Source organism: Bradyrhizobium sp. SZCCHNRI2009 (genome assembly GCF_032485115.1).
In the GTDB taxonomy this organism is placed as follows: Bacteria; Pseudomonadota; Alphaproteobacteria; order Rhizobiales; family Xanthobacteraceae; genus Bradyrhizobium.
Genome location: NZ_JAUEUH010000003.1, coordinates 712951 through 726886, shown reverse-complemented (window position 1 = coordinate 726886; position 13936 = coordinate 712951). Strand labels below are relative to the sequence as shown.

The 13936-nt window shown below is 65.4% G+C and carries 13 protein-coding genes; 8 read left to right on the top strand and 5 right to left on the bottom strand.

The genetic code is table 11. The features are described 5' to 3' along the window. Positions 1–819: 819 nt before the first annotated feature. Positions 820–1173 (top strand): hypothetical protein, encoded by a 354-nt coding sequence (locus tag QX041_RS15155; RefSeq protein ID WP_315713849.1) that lies wholly within the window; start codon positions 820–822, stop codon positions 1171–1173. 318 nt (positions 1174–1491) lie between these two features. Here QX041_RS15155 and QX041_RS15150 read toward each other — a convergent pair whose 3' ends face one another. The 3 genes from QX041_RS15150 to QX041_RS15140 all read right to left on the bottom strand — a co-directional run bounded on the left by QX041_RS15150 (position 1492) and on the right by QX041_RS15140 (position 3451). Beyond that, the gene (locus tag QX041_RS15150) at positions 1492–1869 is read right to left on the bottom strand and encodes a DUF1493 family protein (RefSeq protein ID WP_315713850.1); all 378 of its coding nucleotides are present in this window, start codon (positions 1867–1869) and stop codon (positions 1492–1494) included. Between the two features lie 477 nt (positions 1870–2346). Then, complete coding sequence (locus tag QX041_RS15145; RefSeq protein WP_315713851.1) at positions 2347–2547, bottom strand: hypothetical protein; 201 nt, start codon at positions 2545–2547, stop codon at positions 2347–2349. A 175-nt stretch (positions 2548–2722) separates the two neighbouring features. Next, positions 2723–3451: an MgtC/SapB family protein gene (locus tag QX041_RS15140; protein ID WP_315713852.1), complete on the bottom strand. Its 729-nt coding sequence runs from the start codon at positions 3449–3451 to the stop codon at positions 2723–2725. A gap of 381 nt (positions 3452–3832) precedes the next feature. On the opposite strand from QX041_RS15140, the gene QX041_RS15135 reads away from it, so the two are divergent. After that, entirely contained in the window at positions 3833–4825 is a 993-nt protein-coding gene (locus QX041_RS15135; RefSeq protein WP_316165802.1) for a cytochrome-c peroxidase, read from the top strand. A 203-nt stretch (positions 4826–5028) separates the two neighbouring features. Here QX041_RS15135 and cysC read toward each other — a convergent pair whose 3' ends face one another. Together cysC and cysD are read right to left on the bottom strand one after the other, a co-directional pair. Beyond that, positions 5029–6945 carry an adenylyl-sulfate kinase gene (gene cysC, locus QX041_RS15130; RefSeq protein WP_316165800.1) on the bottom strand — a complete coding sequence of 639 codons (1917 nt, stop codon included), beginning with the start codon at positions 6943–6945 and terminating at the stop codon, positions 5029–5031. Between the two features lie 14 nt (positions 6946–6959). Continuing rightward, the gene (gene cysD, locus QX041_RS15125; RefSeq protein WP_315826002.1) at positions 6960–7784 is read right to left on the bottom strand and encodes a sulfate adenylyltransferase subunit CysD; all 825 of its coding nucleotides are present in this window, start codon (positions 7782–7784) and stop codon (positions 6960–6962) included. Between the two features lie 204 nt (positions 7785–7988). Here cysD and cysG point away from each other — a divergent pair, with 204 nt between their 5' ends. The 6 genes from cysG (at position 7989) to QX041_RS15095 (ending at position 13830) form a co-directional block, all read left to right on the top strand. Continuing rightward, entirely contained in the window at positions 7989–9419 is a 1431-nt protein-coding gene (cysG, locus tag QX041_RS15120) for a siroheme synthase CysG (RefSeq protein WP_315826003.1), read from the top strand. Beyond that, positions 9420–9734 carry a DUF2849 domain-containing protein gene (locus QX041_RS15115; protein WP_315713857.1) on the top strand — a complete coding sequence of 105 codons (315 nt, stop codon included), beginning with the start codon at positions 9420–9422 and terminating at the stop codon, positions 9732–9734. A 9-nt stretch (positions 9735–9743) separates the two neighbouring features. Further along, positions 9744–11399, top strand: coding sequence for a nitrite/sulfite reductase (locus QX041_RS15110; RefSeq protein ID WP_316165798.1), 1656 nt, complete (start codon positions 9744–9746; stop codon positions 11397–11399). Then, positions 11386–11904 (top strand): DUF934 domain-containing protein, encoded by a 519-nt coding sequence (locus QX041_RS15105; RefSeq protein WP_315826005.1) that lies wholly within the window; start codon positions 11386–11388, stop codon positions 11902–11904. The genes QX041_RS15110 and QX041_RS15105 overlap by 14 nt, the downstream gene beginning before the upstream one ends. Further along, a complete protein-coding gene (locus tag QX041_RS15100; protein ID WP_316165796.1) occupies positions 11901–12626 on the top strand; it encodes a phosphoadenylyl-sulfate reductase in 726 nt (241 codons plus the stop codon). Before QX041_RS15105 ends, QX041_RS15100 begins: the two co-directional genes overlap by 4 nt. A 211-nt stretch (positions 12627–12837) precedes the next feature. Continuing rightward, complete coding sequence (locus QX041_RS15095) at positions 12838–13830, top strand: sulfate ABC transporter substrate-binding protein (RefSeq protein WP_316165795.1); 993 nt, start codon at positions 12838–12840, stop codon at positions 13828–13830. Positions 13831–13936: the final 106 nt, after the last annotated feature.

Below are 13936 nucleotides of genomic sequence, written 5' to 3'. Positions count from 1 at the left end.
GCGATTGATCTGCGCGACCCCAAAACTGTCAACTATGTCCCCGAACAGGTGTAAGCTATGTCTCCGGGCTGAACACTTCGCTCGCAATGACGCCTGAGGTTGCATCTCGTTGCCCATCTCAGGATCATGCATTCGCGGACAATCGCCAACGGCCTCGCGGCGCATGATCGCGTCCGAGCTTTGCCAGGATGCCGCCTCTCGAAAACGAGAGGCGCAGGGAAGGCCGGGTGCAGGCTGCACCCATGGCCCGCCTGCAGAAAAAAATGCAGGCGGCAGTCACCACAGGTACGAGCCGGACATCCGGCCTCCCCTGCGCGATGGCTCTACGGTTGCTCCGTGGTCTCCCCGGTGCGCCGGGCTTTCTGGTCACCGTTGCCCGCGCAGCGCGTTGGCGCTGCCGCTTGCGTGGCATCAGCGTCGGGATGCCAGGACCCCACGGCTTGGCCGTGCGCCTCGGGACTGTCCGTCGACATGATCGCTCACGCCGCAGCCCAAAGCGCCCACCGCATCCCGCACCCGACGTCCGTGACGGTCGCGAAACATCCCTCGTGTGGGACGGGATGAACATAGATCTATCGTGATTTCTGAAAAAAAGAAAGAAGAATATTTTTGCGCCAAGGACTGGACAGGGCAAATCAGGTTGATGGGGCTGAGCAATTCGGCTTTTCGGCGCAGGCAGATTTTGTGGACTTCGGGGCATGGCAAGCTGGCGAGCTAGTGCCGACCGAGCTTCCATCTGGTCTTGCCTGTTGGCTTTGTGAGAACCTTCGAATATGACGTCCGCGCCGGCAGAGTGTTCGCACAACGGAGCCCATGTCGATGGCTCGCCTGAAAGATCGATACGAACTCAATGCGCTGCTGCCGGAAGATGCACGTCGTGCGGAGCTCCTGACACTGATTGATCGCCTCTGTCCGGGAGGATCAATCCATCATGTGCTGAGGCATATCCCCGAGCAGGCTGAAGACGTCTATACCATCCTTGTCGATGATCATTCTGTCGTGAGCTTCGATGTACCGCGCGGGCGTGATCCGATGACTCTAACGGGAGTCAGAATTCAGAGCTTAAAGGAATTTCGCCATGAGATCGGCCAGGGCAAGGACCGGATCAGATTGGATCGCGCCGCTGACCAGGCGAGGAAGCTGCTCGGATCGACCTCCGCACCGCGCTCGTGAGCGCGGGTGCTCTGTAGGCGTGGTCCGGAAGCGGGCTTGGCCGCTCCTCAGGTCGATGGCGGCGTCCGGAATTGACTTGGTAGCGACTCCCCTCCGTGCTCCCAAATGCCAGCATTCGTGAAACGGTTGGGTTTTGCGGATGCAAAAAGCCATTCGTGACCGTCAGACGTGTCGCTGCGTCGATCCGGGCCGTCCGTGCTATGCCTGCTCAGAGCCGGGCTAATGCGCGGAACGCCCTGAGGGTCGACGGTTTGACCAGGGTCGATAGCCTCGTTCCGCAATAGGGGCAGACTTGGATTTGGAACGCGGCGGTCAGGCTCACATCTCCGGCGGTGCCGTGCGGCCTTCCGGCGAGACGGCGATCGATGTCGCTTCATTGGGCCAGCGCTTCTGTCTCGCGGCATCGACGAGTGTGGCGATCGTCAGCGGCAACTGGGGGCGGCGCAGGCGAAGAACGGTCAGGACAAGCCGGGTCAGCGACAGGCCCTCCGGTCCGAAATGGCGGTCGAATTCGAAGCCGGACAGGTCGACGTCGAACGCCCGCTGGAATGCAAGCATGAATTCGCGCGCATCATCGCCGTCGACGCCGAGGTCTCCGGCGATGTCGGACTCGTCAGAGATTTGCTCGCGGATCCCGGTCTCGGCCCTGACGAAGTCCAGAATCTTCTGAAGGAGTTGGTCTGAAGTCTGTGACATCATCCAACTATCCGACACCTTCTGCTGCAGGCAAGCGCAGGTCGCTCGTGGGCCGGGCAAAGGCGCGGAGCGCCGTGCTCACCATGCTTCACCGGTTTGAGATGGGGGGCACGCGCCGCCTGCCCGCGCCGCTTTGCCCACCCGATGGTCGCAAAAGATCGCAGGCGCGTCGCTGAATGAATAGCAAACCATCAATCCGCATGGCGCTTTCCTTTGTCCGCGCCTAGGCTATCCAACGAGCTTGTCGTAGTCGGCATGCGAGCCGATCCAGAACCATAAGTAGCCGTCATCGATCTCGGTCACGAGGGCTCGGTAGCGAGTCCGACCCGAGCCGACCAGAAACGTCCGACCTTCTTAAACTGCAGAGAGGGTGACGCGGGTCGCGTTTCAGCAGCTCAGAAATTCTGATCGGCGAGCCTTTGATGGCTTCAGGCAGCAACTCGTAGGCCGCCCAAAATTTCGGGGATGCGAAATGGGTCACAATAGCCGGGAGCGGCCGGCCCGATGCGCGGCAAGAGCTTCGTCCGCCAAGGCGTCGAGTTTCCCCGTATGAGCATCACGCTCGATCGCAGCATCGAATGACGCAGCATCGAACCGTTCGAACCATGCGCGAAAGCGCGCGAGTTCGTCTGGATTGAGCTGTTGGACGGCCTTTTCGATCTCTTCTGCGGTTGTCATGATGGGAACATAGAACTGAACATTGAAGCCGAAAAGGTGGGGGCCCGATGGGACCATAAAACGGCATTGAGGGATCGCGTTGTCGAATGTGACGTAGGCGTGTTGCTTGAGCGTGCCGCGACACGGCAGGACCGGTCCCGGATGTCGCCGAGCTCATCCCGGCTACGCGCTACCCTCACGCTCTTGATGGCGCCAAGCGGAATTCGACCACGTCTTGCGCGCTCGACAAATCGCGCGCCATCTGGGCGGTCTCGAACCGGCCGGCGGCCTGCAGCACCAGCTCGAAATGGAATTGCCGCTTCGTCTCGCTGTATTCGTAGCACCAGTCCAGCACGTCGAAGCCATAGGCCCGCATGCATTCGCGCAGTTCGGCCTCGCTCGGCTGCAGGCCGTGGCGGTAGACGACCGACAGCGACAGCGTGGTCTGATGCGGCAGCCATTTCTCGACTTGGCCGAGCAGGGTCATCGCGGCCAGCGACAATGCCGTGGCGCACAGCGCGGTGCCGTAGAAGCCGATGCCGATGATGATGCCGATCGCCGACGTCATCCAGATCGAGGCGGCCGTCGACACGCCGCGGATGGTGAAGCCGTCCTTGATGATGACGCCGGCGCCGAGGAAGCCGATGCCGGTCATCAGGCCCTGGATCACGCGCGTCGGATCGGAGACGGTCGGCGACACCGCCATGCCGCCATACCAGCTGCCGGGAAAGCCGTTGATCGCCGTCAGCAAGGTCGATGCGACGCAAACCAGGGCGTAGGTCCGCATGCCGGCCGCGCGTCCGTGATAGGTGCGCTCGTAGCCCAGCAGCAGGCCGACGGCCGCCGCACCCATCAGGTGCAGCAGCAGAATCCCGTTCGTCTCCAGTTCGGCCGTCGACCAATAGGCCGCCAGATGCTCCATCATGCGCCTCGACCGCGTTGCTGCGGGTGGCGTGAACTGTGCGGATCAAGTGCTAATTTCTGCTTGCCGATGCGGCGGCCGCGCCGTGGGCAAACTGTTGTCCAGGCACGAGCCGGCGCACTCCTCCGTAGTTCTCCGGCCAGGATGCGCGCAGCGCCTGACGCGCCGGCGCGCCGTCGTCGATGGAGACGGCAGGTTCTCACATTCGCCGCGCCGGCTGTTCTCGACGCACCCGGCATCGCGTCCGCCGATGACGGTCAGGCCGGCGCACTGACGCCGCTCAATCCCGCCTGCGCCGATTCATTGCCCCCGCACAGTCCCACTTCGGACGTAAAAGCTATCGATAACGATTTGCATCAAGGGGATGTCGGGGGGAGACGGGCGATGTCGTTCACGGGGCTGCGGTCAGTCGTCTTGTGTCTTGGCCTGCTCGCCCTGCCCGCGCTTGCGGCGGACAAATCTGTGGCGCCCTATCTCGCGGCGGCTCCGCAAAAGCCGACCTTGCTGCAAATGCTGGCTTCAGCGTTGAAGCCGAAATCGGCGCACGCGGCGCCGTCCGAGCACAGGCCGAGAATCCGCCACGCCACCGCGGCGGTGAGGAAGCAGCCGAAGGCGCCGTCAGCACCTGCTGTGACCGAGGCGCCGGTGGCCGAGCCCACCACGGTCGGCGCCGCCGTGGCGCCACCGGCCCAGCTCTCCGAAGCCGAACTCGCCGCCAAGGGGCTGGAGCTGTTCAACGACGCGAGCCTCTCCGGCGGCAGCAAGGCGTCCTGTGCGACCTGCCACTTCTCGACCGGGCATACCAACAACAAGACCTATGTCGGCCTCGACGTGGTCGCCGACGGCGATCCCAATGGCCGGAATACGCCGACGCTGTGGGGCGTCGGCGAGCGCGCGGTGTTCGGCTGGGCCGGCCAGGCGCCGACCCTGGAGGACAGCATCCGCGGCATCATCGTCAATCGCATGAAGGGGCCGGAGCCGTCGCCGGAGGCGCTGGCGGCGCTGGTCGCCTATGTGCGCACGCTGAACTATCCGGCGAACTGGCAGGTCAAGGGGGACGGCACGCCGAGGGAGGATGCCAGCGCGGCCGTCAGGCGCGGCTATGAGCTCTATATCGGCGACGGCGGTTGCGGCACCTGCCATCAATTGCCGAGCTTCGACAAGAAGAGCAAAGACGACATCGGCACCGGCGGCAAGTTCAAGGTGCCGACCCTGCATGCGGCCGCGTCGACCGCGCCGTATTTCCACGACGGCCGCACGGCGTCGCTGCGCGACGCCGTCAAGCTGATGTGGGAGTTCTATGCCAAGAAGATGGAGACGCGACTGCCGACCGAGGCCGAGCTCGACGATCTCACCGCCTATGTCGGCGCGCTGTAGCGTCCGGCTGAGCTGGGTCGCGCTTCACCGTCATTCCGGGGCGATCGGCAATGCGCAGCCGTGAAGCGGCTGTGCGTCGACGATCGAACCCGGAATCTCGAAGTGATTGGGGATTGAGCGCAAGGCAATGTCGAGATTCCGGGTTCAAGGCCTGCGGCCTTGCCCCGGAATGACGGAGTGCATGACAAGTCTGGAAGCAGACGTCAGATATTCGCGCCGAGATCGGCGATGTCGTCGAACAGCACGGATGTCCGCGACAGCAGCGCCTCCAGCTCGTCGGTGGCGTCCGCAATCCCGCGCGTCGCGGTGTCGATCACCAGCTCCGCATCGAGCGGCGGCTCGTAGTCGGTGCCGATGCCGGTGAAGTTCTGCAGATTGCCGGCGCGGGCCTTGGCGTAGTGGCCCTTGGGGTCGCGGCTCTCGCAGATCTCGGCGGCCGTCGCGACGTAGACCTCACGGAACAGGTCGCCGGCGACGCGGCGCGCAGCCGCGCGGTCCTCGCGCGCGGGCGATACCGCGGCGACGATCGCGATGTGGCCGTTGCGGGCGAGATGGGTCGCGACCTCAGCGAGGCGACGGATGTTCTCGGCGCGGTCCTCCGGCGTGAAGCCGAGATCCTTGTTGAGGCCGGCACGGACGGTGTCGCCGTCGAGCAGCACCGGGGCGCCGCCGCGGCTGAACAGCCGCCGCTCCAGCGCGCGCGCCAGGGTCGACTTGCCGGCGCCGGGCAGGCCGGTCATCCACACGACGGCGCCCTTGTGGCGATAGCGGTCGGCGCGCTCCTGCGGCTGCAGCGCCGATTCCACCGGCATGATGTCGATCGGTGCGGCGCGCTTGCCAGCGGCGATCGACAGCACCAGCCCGCCGCCGGCGATGCGGCCCTGCACCTCGATGACGAGACGGCCGGTGCGCGCATTCTCGGTGTAGGGATCGACGGCGACCGGCTGGGTCAGTGCGATCTCGATCTCGCCGACATGGTTGCGCGCGATCGATGCGTTCTCTTCGTTGGACAGCGAGCCCGGGTCGACCGCCTTCGCGATCGCGACGACGCTGCCGCGCGCCTCGCGGGTGCCGAGCCGGACCAGGATGCTGTCGCCTTTCGACAGCGGCTGGTCGTGCAGCCAGAAGATGCGGGCATGCAGCCGGCGCGCCGCCTGCGGCTCGCGGCCGACATGGGCGATGACGTCGCCGCGTTCGATGAACAGCTCGCGATCGAGCGTGATGCCGACCGAGCGGCCCGCGCCCTGCGCCGTGGTCACCGGGGTCTGCGGCCAGCCCTCGACGGTCCTGATTTTGGCGATCTTGCCGGCGGGCATGATCACGATCTCGTCGCCGGCGCGCAACTCGCCGGCCTCGACGCGGCCGGCGACGATGCGGCGGTCGTCGAACTTGTAGATCGCCTGCACCGGTAGGCGCAGCGGCAGGCTCGACAGCGGCTTGGCCGGCTCCAGCCCGTCGAGCGCCTCGACCACGGTCGGGCCGTCGTACCAGCCGATCCGCGAGGTCAGCTCGGCGACGCCGTCGCCGTCTCGCGCGGAGATCGGGATGACGGCGACCGGCTTGACGCCGAGGCCTTCGAGATGCGCCGAGATCTCGGCCTTGATCGCGTCGAAGCGGTCTTCGCCGAAATCGACGCGGTCCATCTTGTTGACGACGACCGCGACCTGCTTCACGCCGAGCAGATGCAGGAGATAGCCGTGGCGGCGGGTCTGGTCGCGCACGCCTTCGAGCGCGTCGATGATCAGCACCGCGCCATCGGCCTGCGAGGCGCCGGTGATCATGTTGCGCAGGAATTCGGCGTGGCCGGGCGCGTCGATCAGCACGACCTCGCGCGCATTGGTGCGGAAGCGGATCTGCGTGGTGTCGATGGTGATGCCCTGGTCGCGCTCGGTCTGCAGCGCGTCGAGCAGGAACGACCATTCGAACGGCATGCCGCGGCGGGCGGAGACGGCCTGCAGCATCTCCAGCTTGCCCTCGGGCAGGCTGCCGGTCTCATGCAGCAGGCGGCCGACCAAGGTCGACTTGCCGTGGTCGACATGGCCGACGATCACGATGCGGACCTGCGGACGGGTGGTGCCGTTCGGCGTGGCGGGGGCGGCTGACGGGACTCGCATGTTCATCGCCTTATCCCCCCTCACAGATAGCCGGCGACGCGAAGCCGCTCGAAGGCGTCCTCGGTCTCGTGGTCGAGCGCGCGGCCGGCACGCTCCGGCACCTTGGTGCTTTCGAGTTCGGCGAGAATCTCGGGGATGTTCGAGGCGTTCGATGCGACCGGGAAGGTGATGTCCTGATCGCCGAGCGAGCGATAACGCTTGCCGTTCCTGGACAGATACAGCGGGATGATCGGAATGTTCTCGCGCGCCGTGTAGGCCCAGATGTCGGCCTCGGTCCAATGCAGGATCGGATGGATGCGCAAGTGAGCGCCCTGCGGCGGCGAGGCGTTGAAGTGATCCCAGAATTCCGGCGGCTGGTCGCGCACATCCCAATGGCCCTCGGCCCCGCGCGGCGAGAACACGCGCTCCTTGGCGCGCGTCGCCTCCTCGTCGCGGCGGATGCCCGCGATCAGACCGTCGAAGCCATGCTTGGCGAGCGCCATCTTCAGGCCTTCGGTCTTGCGCGCAGCCGAGCGTGCGGCGGGCGGCAGGGTGGGATCGACGGCATCGATCGGCGGGCACGGCTCGACCTTGAGATCGAGGCCCCATTCCTTCGCGTAGGTGTCGCGGAAGGCGTACATCTCGGGAAACTTCTTGGCCGTATCGACATGCATGGCCGGAAACGGCACCCGGCCGAAGAACGCCTTGCGCGCCAGCCAGATCATCACGTTGGAATCTTTTCCCAGCGACCACAGCAGCGCCAGCTTCTTCAGCCGTGCAAAGGCCTCGCGAAGGATGTAGATGCTCTGCGCCTCCAGCTCGTCGAGATGGTCCATCGTCGGTGCGGCGTTGAGGACGCGCGGCATGGAAGATGCTTGCTCGATCTCGGAGGAGGGTAACCGATCTCTGGAAACGTCGTTGGTGAGAATGTGCATGCTATCAGCCATCGCCTGCCTGGGAGAAAATTCTATGGCGGAGCCAAGGAATAATTTTCTCTTTACGTCGTAGGCGGGACACTTATATAGAAAATAATTCCAGTCAACCCCCAAGTGCCGAAGCCGAAGAACGCAATGCAATATCTGCCGGTGTTTCTCGATCTGAAGACCGGCCCCGTGCTGCTGATCGGCGCGGGCGAGCTCGTGCGCGCCAAGCTTCGCGTGTTGCTGTCCGCGGGCGCACGGATCCGCTGGTTCGCCACCGACGGCGACTTCGATCTCGCGGGTCTGCGCGATCAGCACGGCCAGATCGAGCGCGCCGAAGGCGACCCGCTGAGCGCCGATCTCACTGGCGTCATCGCCGTGCTGTGCGCGGGCGCTGGCGACATCGGCGTTGCGATGTCGGCGCGGGCGCGCAGCGTTGGTCTGCCCGTCAACGTGATGGACGACCTCGCGCATTCCAGCTTCATCTTTCCGGCGATCGTCGATCGCGGCGACGTGGTGGTGGCGATCGGCACCGGCGGCTCCTCGCCCGTCGTGGCACGCCGCGTGCGCGAGCGCATCGAGGCGCTGCTGCCGGCGCGGATCGGCGAGCTCGCGAGCTTCATCGGCGACTTCCGCAAGACCATCAACCCGCAGATCGCCGAGATGACGCTGCGCCGCCGCTTCTGGGAGCGCATCGTCGACGGCCCGATCGGTGCACTGGTGCTGGCGGGCCGCAAGCAGGAAGCGGAGGCGGCGCTGCATGGCATTGCCGATCCCACGGCGTTTGCGGGCGCCGATCATGCCGGCCGCAGCAACGGCCATGTGACCTTGGTCGGCGCCGGTCCCGGCGATCCCGACCTGCTGACGATCAAGGCGCTGCGCGCGCTGCAGGACGCGGATGTCGTGTTCTACGACGAGCTGGTCACGCCTGAGATTCTCGACCGCATCCGCCGCGATGCCTCGCGCGTGCCGGTCGGCCGCCGCGTCGGCAAGCCCGGCATTGGCCAGGACGCTGTGAACAGGCTGCTGATCGAAGCGGCACGCGAGGGCAAGCGCGCGGTCAGGCTGAAAGGCGGCGACTCCTACGTGTTCGGCCGTGGCGGCGAGGAGGTCGATGCGCTGCGCAAGGCGGGCGTGTCCTACACGATCGTGCCCGGCATCACCGCCGGCCTCGGCGCCGCCGCGCAGTTCGAGGTGCCGCTGACCTTCCGCAGCAAGGCGCTGCGCATCACCTTCCTCACCGCGCACAAGGAGCGCGATGCCGAGGCGGTCGACTGGTCGGCGCTGACTGACACCAAGATGACCGTCGTCGTCTACATGGGCATGACCGCGGCGCCGGCGGTGCGCGCAGGGCTCCTCGCGGCGGGCCGCTCGCCGCAGACGCCGGTCGGTGTGTTCGCGAAGGTGACGCGCCCCGATGCGCAGGCGGCGGTCGGCACGCTCGATCAGTTGCCGGATCTCGTCGGCCAAATCGATGGCGGTCCGGCCATCCTCATCATCGGTGACGTCGTGGCGCACTCCGCGCCGTGGCGTCAGCAGACTATCAGTGGCGTGATCGCACAACTCCTGGAACCCGTCTGAATGACCTCCCCGCTGCAACAGAAGATCAAGATCACCGGTCCCTCGATCATCACCGCGAACCGGACCTGGGATGGCGCGGTGATCTACCGCACCGGCACCAAGAGCTGGTCGGATGAGCTCTCCGATGCGGCGATCGTCCGCACCGCCGACGAGGCGCGCGCCCTGCTGTCGGAAGCGGTGGCCGACGATCTCGGTGCGATCGGTCCCTACATCGCGCCGGTCGAGGTGGGCGCCGACGGTGCGGTCAAGCCCGGCAATATGCGCGAACACATCCGGCTCACGGGCGCCTCCATCGCGCTCCCGGCTCAAGTCTGAAGGCCTGTCATGTACGCTTATGACGAAATCGACCGTACCTTGGTCAACGAGCGCGTCGCCGAATTCCGCGACCAGGTGAAGCGGCGCCTGTCGGGCGAATTGTCCGAGGACGAGTTCAAGATGCTGCGGCTGCAGAACGGCGTCTATCTGCAGCTCCACGCCTACATGTATCGCATCGCCATCCCCTACGGCACGCTGGCGTCGAACCAGCTTCGCCGGCTGGCCCATGTCGCGCGCCGCTACGACCGCGGCTACGGTCACTTCACGACGCGGCAGAACATCCAGTTCAACTGGATCAAGCTCGCCGAGCTGCCGGATGCGATGGCCGACCTCGCCGAGGTCGGCATCCAGTCGATGCAGACCTCCGGCAACAACATGCGCAACGTCACCTCGGATCAGTGGGCGGGCGTCGCGCCGGGCGAGGTCGAGGATCCCAGGATCTGGGCGGAGCTGCTGCGCCAGTTCACGACGCTTCACCCGGAATTCTCGTTCCTGCCGCGCAAGTTCAAGATCGCGATCACGGCGTCCGACCACGACCGCGCCGCGATCAAGATCCATGACATCGGCCTGCGTCTCAAGAAGAACGAGCAGGGCGAAACCGGCTTCGAGGTGCTGGTCGGCGGCGGCCTCGGCCGCACGCCGTTCATCGCCAAGACCATCAAGCCGTTCGTTCACGGCCACGACATCCTCAGCTATGTCGAGGCGATCCTGCGCGTCTACAACCAGTACGGCCGCCGCGACAACATCTACAAGGCGCGCATCAAGATCCTGGTGCATGAGCTCGGCATCGAGAAGTTCGCCGCCGAGGTCGAGGAGGAGTGGCAGCAGATCCGCGACGGCGTGCTCAAGCTCGATCAGGGGATCATCGAGGACATCCGCTCGCGCTTCTTCTATCCGGCCTACGAGACGCTGCCGCACATGCCGGACGAGCTCAAGCAGGCCGCGCACGATCCGAAGTTCGAGGCCTGGCGCAAGAACTCGGTCTTCCCGCACAAGGTGCAGGGCTATGCCATCGTGACCGTGTCGCTGAAGCCCATAGGCAAGCCGCCTGGCGATGCGACCGCCGACCAGATGGATGCGCTGGCCGACATCGCCGACAAATACTCGTTCGGCGAGATCCGCGTCGGGCATGAGCAGAACCTGGCGCTGCCGCACGTCCGCAAGCGCGACCTGCCGGCGGTGTGGAAGGCGCTTGAGGCCATTGGCCTCGCGATTCCCAACGTCAACCTCGTGTCCGACATCATCGCCTGCCCGGGGCTGGACTACTGCTCGCTGGCGAACGCGCGCTCGATCCCGATCGCGCAGGAGATCACGCGCCGCTTCGCCAATCACGACACGGCGAACCTGATCGGCCGGCTGCACATCAACATCTCCGGCTGCATCAATGCCTGCGGCCACCATCACGTCGGTCACATCGGCATCCTCGGCGTCGAGAAGAACAACGAGGAATTCTATCAGATCACGATCGGCGGCCGCGCCGACGAGGGCGCCGTGCTCGGCACCCTGATCGGACCCGCGGTGCCCTATGCCGAAGTGGCCGATGTCGTCGAGGACATCGTCGAAGCCTATCTTGCGCTGCGCGCGAGCCCCGAGGAGCTGTTCGTCGACACGGTGAAGCGGCTCGGGGTCGAACCATTCAGGGAGCGGGTCTATGCCACTCGTTAAGGGCGGACACATCATCGCGGACACGTTCGTCCGCCTCACCGACGATGCCGAGCTGCCGGCGCAGGGCGCGATCCTCGTCTCGGAGACGCGCTTCCTCGCCGGCCCCGACGCGCTGGTCGGCCGCGCCACCGGCAAGCTCGGCGTGATCTGGCCGAACAATCGCGACGTCGACGATCTCGTGCCGTATCTCGATCGGCTCGCGCTGGTCGCGCTGGTGTTTCCGAGCTTCCGGGACGGCCGCGCCTACACCCAGGCGCGCCTGCTGCGCGAGCGCCATGGCTTCCGCGGCGAGCTGCGCGCGACCGGGCAGGTGCTGCGTGACCAGTTCGTGTTCATGCTGCGCGCCGGCTTCGACGCCTTCGAGGTCAAGAAGCAGGCGGATGCCGAGGCCTTCACCGAGACCGTGAAGCGCTATTCGGTGTTCTATCAGCCGACCGGCGATGGCCGGATCTCGGCGCTGCATCAGCGCCTGCAACTGCGCCATTCGGAGAGTGCCGGGCTGTGAGCACGCTGGCTGCATCGCCTTCCGTTGCGGAGATCCCGGTCGCGGCGCTCGACGCCGCGCTGCGCACCGCCGCGCCGCATGAGGTCATTGCCGCTGCTCTCGCGGCGATCGGTCGCGAGCGGCTGGCGGTGGTGTCGTCGTTTGGAACGGAGTCGGCCGCGCTCCTGAAGGTGACGTCCGATGTCGATCCGGCGATCCCGGTGATCTTCCTCGACACCGGGCACATGTTCGCGGAGACGCTGGCCTATCGCGACCGGCTCATCGAGATCCTCGGCCTGCAAGACGTGCGCTCGATGAAGCCGGACGCCGCCACGCTCGAGCGCGAGGACGCCGGCAACGATCTGTGGTTCTCCGATCCCGACGCCTGCTGCCGCATCCGCAAAGTCGAGCCGCTGGCACGCGCGCTGGCGCCGTTCGCCGCCTGGATCAATGGCCGCAAGCGTTTCCAAGGCGGCTTGCGGGCGGCGATCCCGGTCGTCGAGCAGGACGGCGTGCGGGTGAAATTCAATCCGTTCGCCAATGTGACCCGCGAGGAGATCGCGGCGATCTACCGCTCTGCCAATCTGCCGCAGCATCCGCTGGTCGCCGCCGGCTTCCGTTCGATCGGATGCATGCCCTGCACAAGCCGCGCCGACTCCGGCGAGGACGAGCGGGCCGGCCGTTGGCGCGGCCGCGACAAGACCGAATGCGGCATCCACACGGTCGCGACCCCGACGGTGTAGTTCGAAACTCACCGGCCGGCTGACTTGGCAGCCCATGACGACATTGTGCCGCGGCAAGAACAGCTATCCCAACGCCGAGCGCTTCGTAGCAAAATGCCTATGTCCGGCCGGAAACAAGAAAATCCGGTTCCGTTGACTCCGACGTGAACATTTGGCGATCTGCAGTGCGCGCCTGCAACATTGCGGGCGGTGAATGGAACGGAGAGCTTGGATGAAGATGCGACGTCTTCTGGCAGCGGTCGCAGGCCTGGCATGGGCAGGATCGGCCCATGCCGCGGACATCAGTCTGCTCAACGTCTCCTATGACCCGACCCGCGAGCTCTACGTCGAGTTCAACAAGGCGTTTTCAGCCGCGTATCAGAAGGAGACCGGCAAGAGCGTCGAGGTCAAGCAGTCGCATGGCGGCTCCGGCGCGCAGGCCCGCAGCGTCATCGACGGGCTGCAGGCCGACGTCGTGACCCTGGCGCTCGCCTATGACATCGACGCGATCGCGGGCAAGGGTCTGCTCGACAAGGATTGGCAAAAGCGACTGCCGCAGAATGCCTCGCCCTACACCTCGACCATCGTTTTCCTGGTGCGCAAAGGCAATCCCAAGGGCATCAAGGACTGGGACGACCTGCTCAAGAAGGGCGTCGACGTCATCACGCCCAATCCGAAGACATCCGGCGGCGCGCGCTGGAACTACCTGGCTGCCTGGGGCTATGCGCTGAAGAAGTTCGGCTCGGCCGACAAGGCCAAGCAGTTCGTCGGCGACCTCTATCAGCACGTCCCTGTGCTCGACACCGGCGCCCGCGGCGCCACCGTGACCTTCGTGGAGCGCGGTGTCGGCGACGTCCTGCTCGCCTGGGAGAACGAGGCGCATCTGGCCCTGCGTGAGTTCGGCAAGGACAAGTTCGAGATCGTCGCGCCGCAGCTGTCAATCCTGGCCGAACCGCCAGTTGCGGTGGTCGACTCGGTGGCCGACAAAAAGGGCACGCGAAGTGTGGCTGAATCCTACCTGAAATACTGGTATACAAAGGAAGGTCAGGAAATTGCCGCACGCAACTCCTACCGTCCGCGTGATCCCGAGGTGGCCAAGAAGTACGAGGCTGCCTTCGCCAAGGTCGAGCTGTTCACCATCGACGAGGTGTTCGGCGGCTGGACCAAGGCCCAGAAGGACCATTTTGCGGAAGGCGGAATCTTCGATCAAATCTACAAGAATTGATCGAATCAGAAGGAACAAGTTGGTGACCGCCGATCTGATACGGCTTCGAGACAACAAGGCAAGAAGCTGGCGTTGCGGCGATCTGCGATATCGCGCATGAGACGCG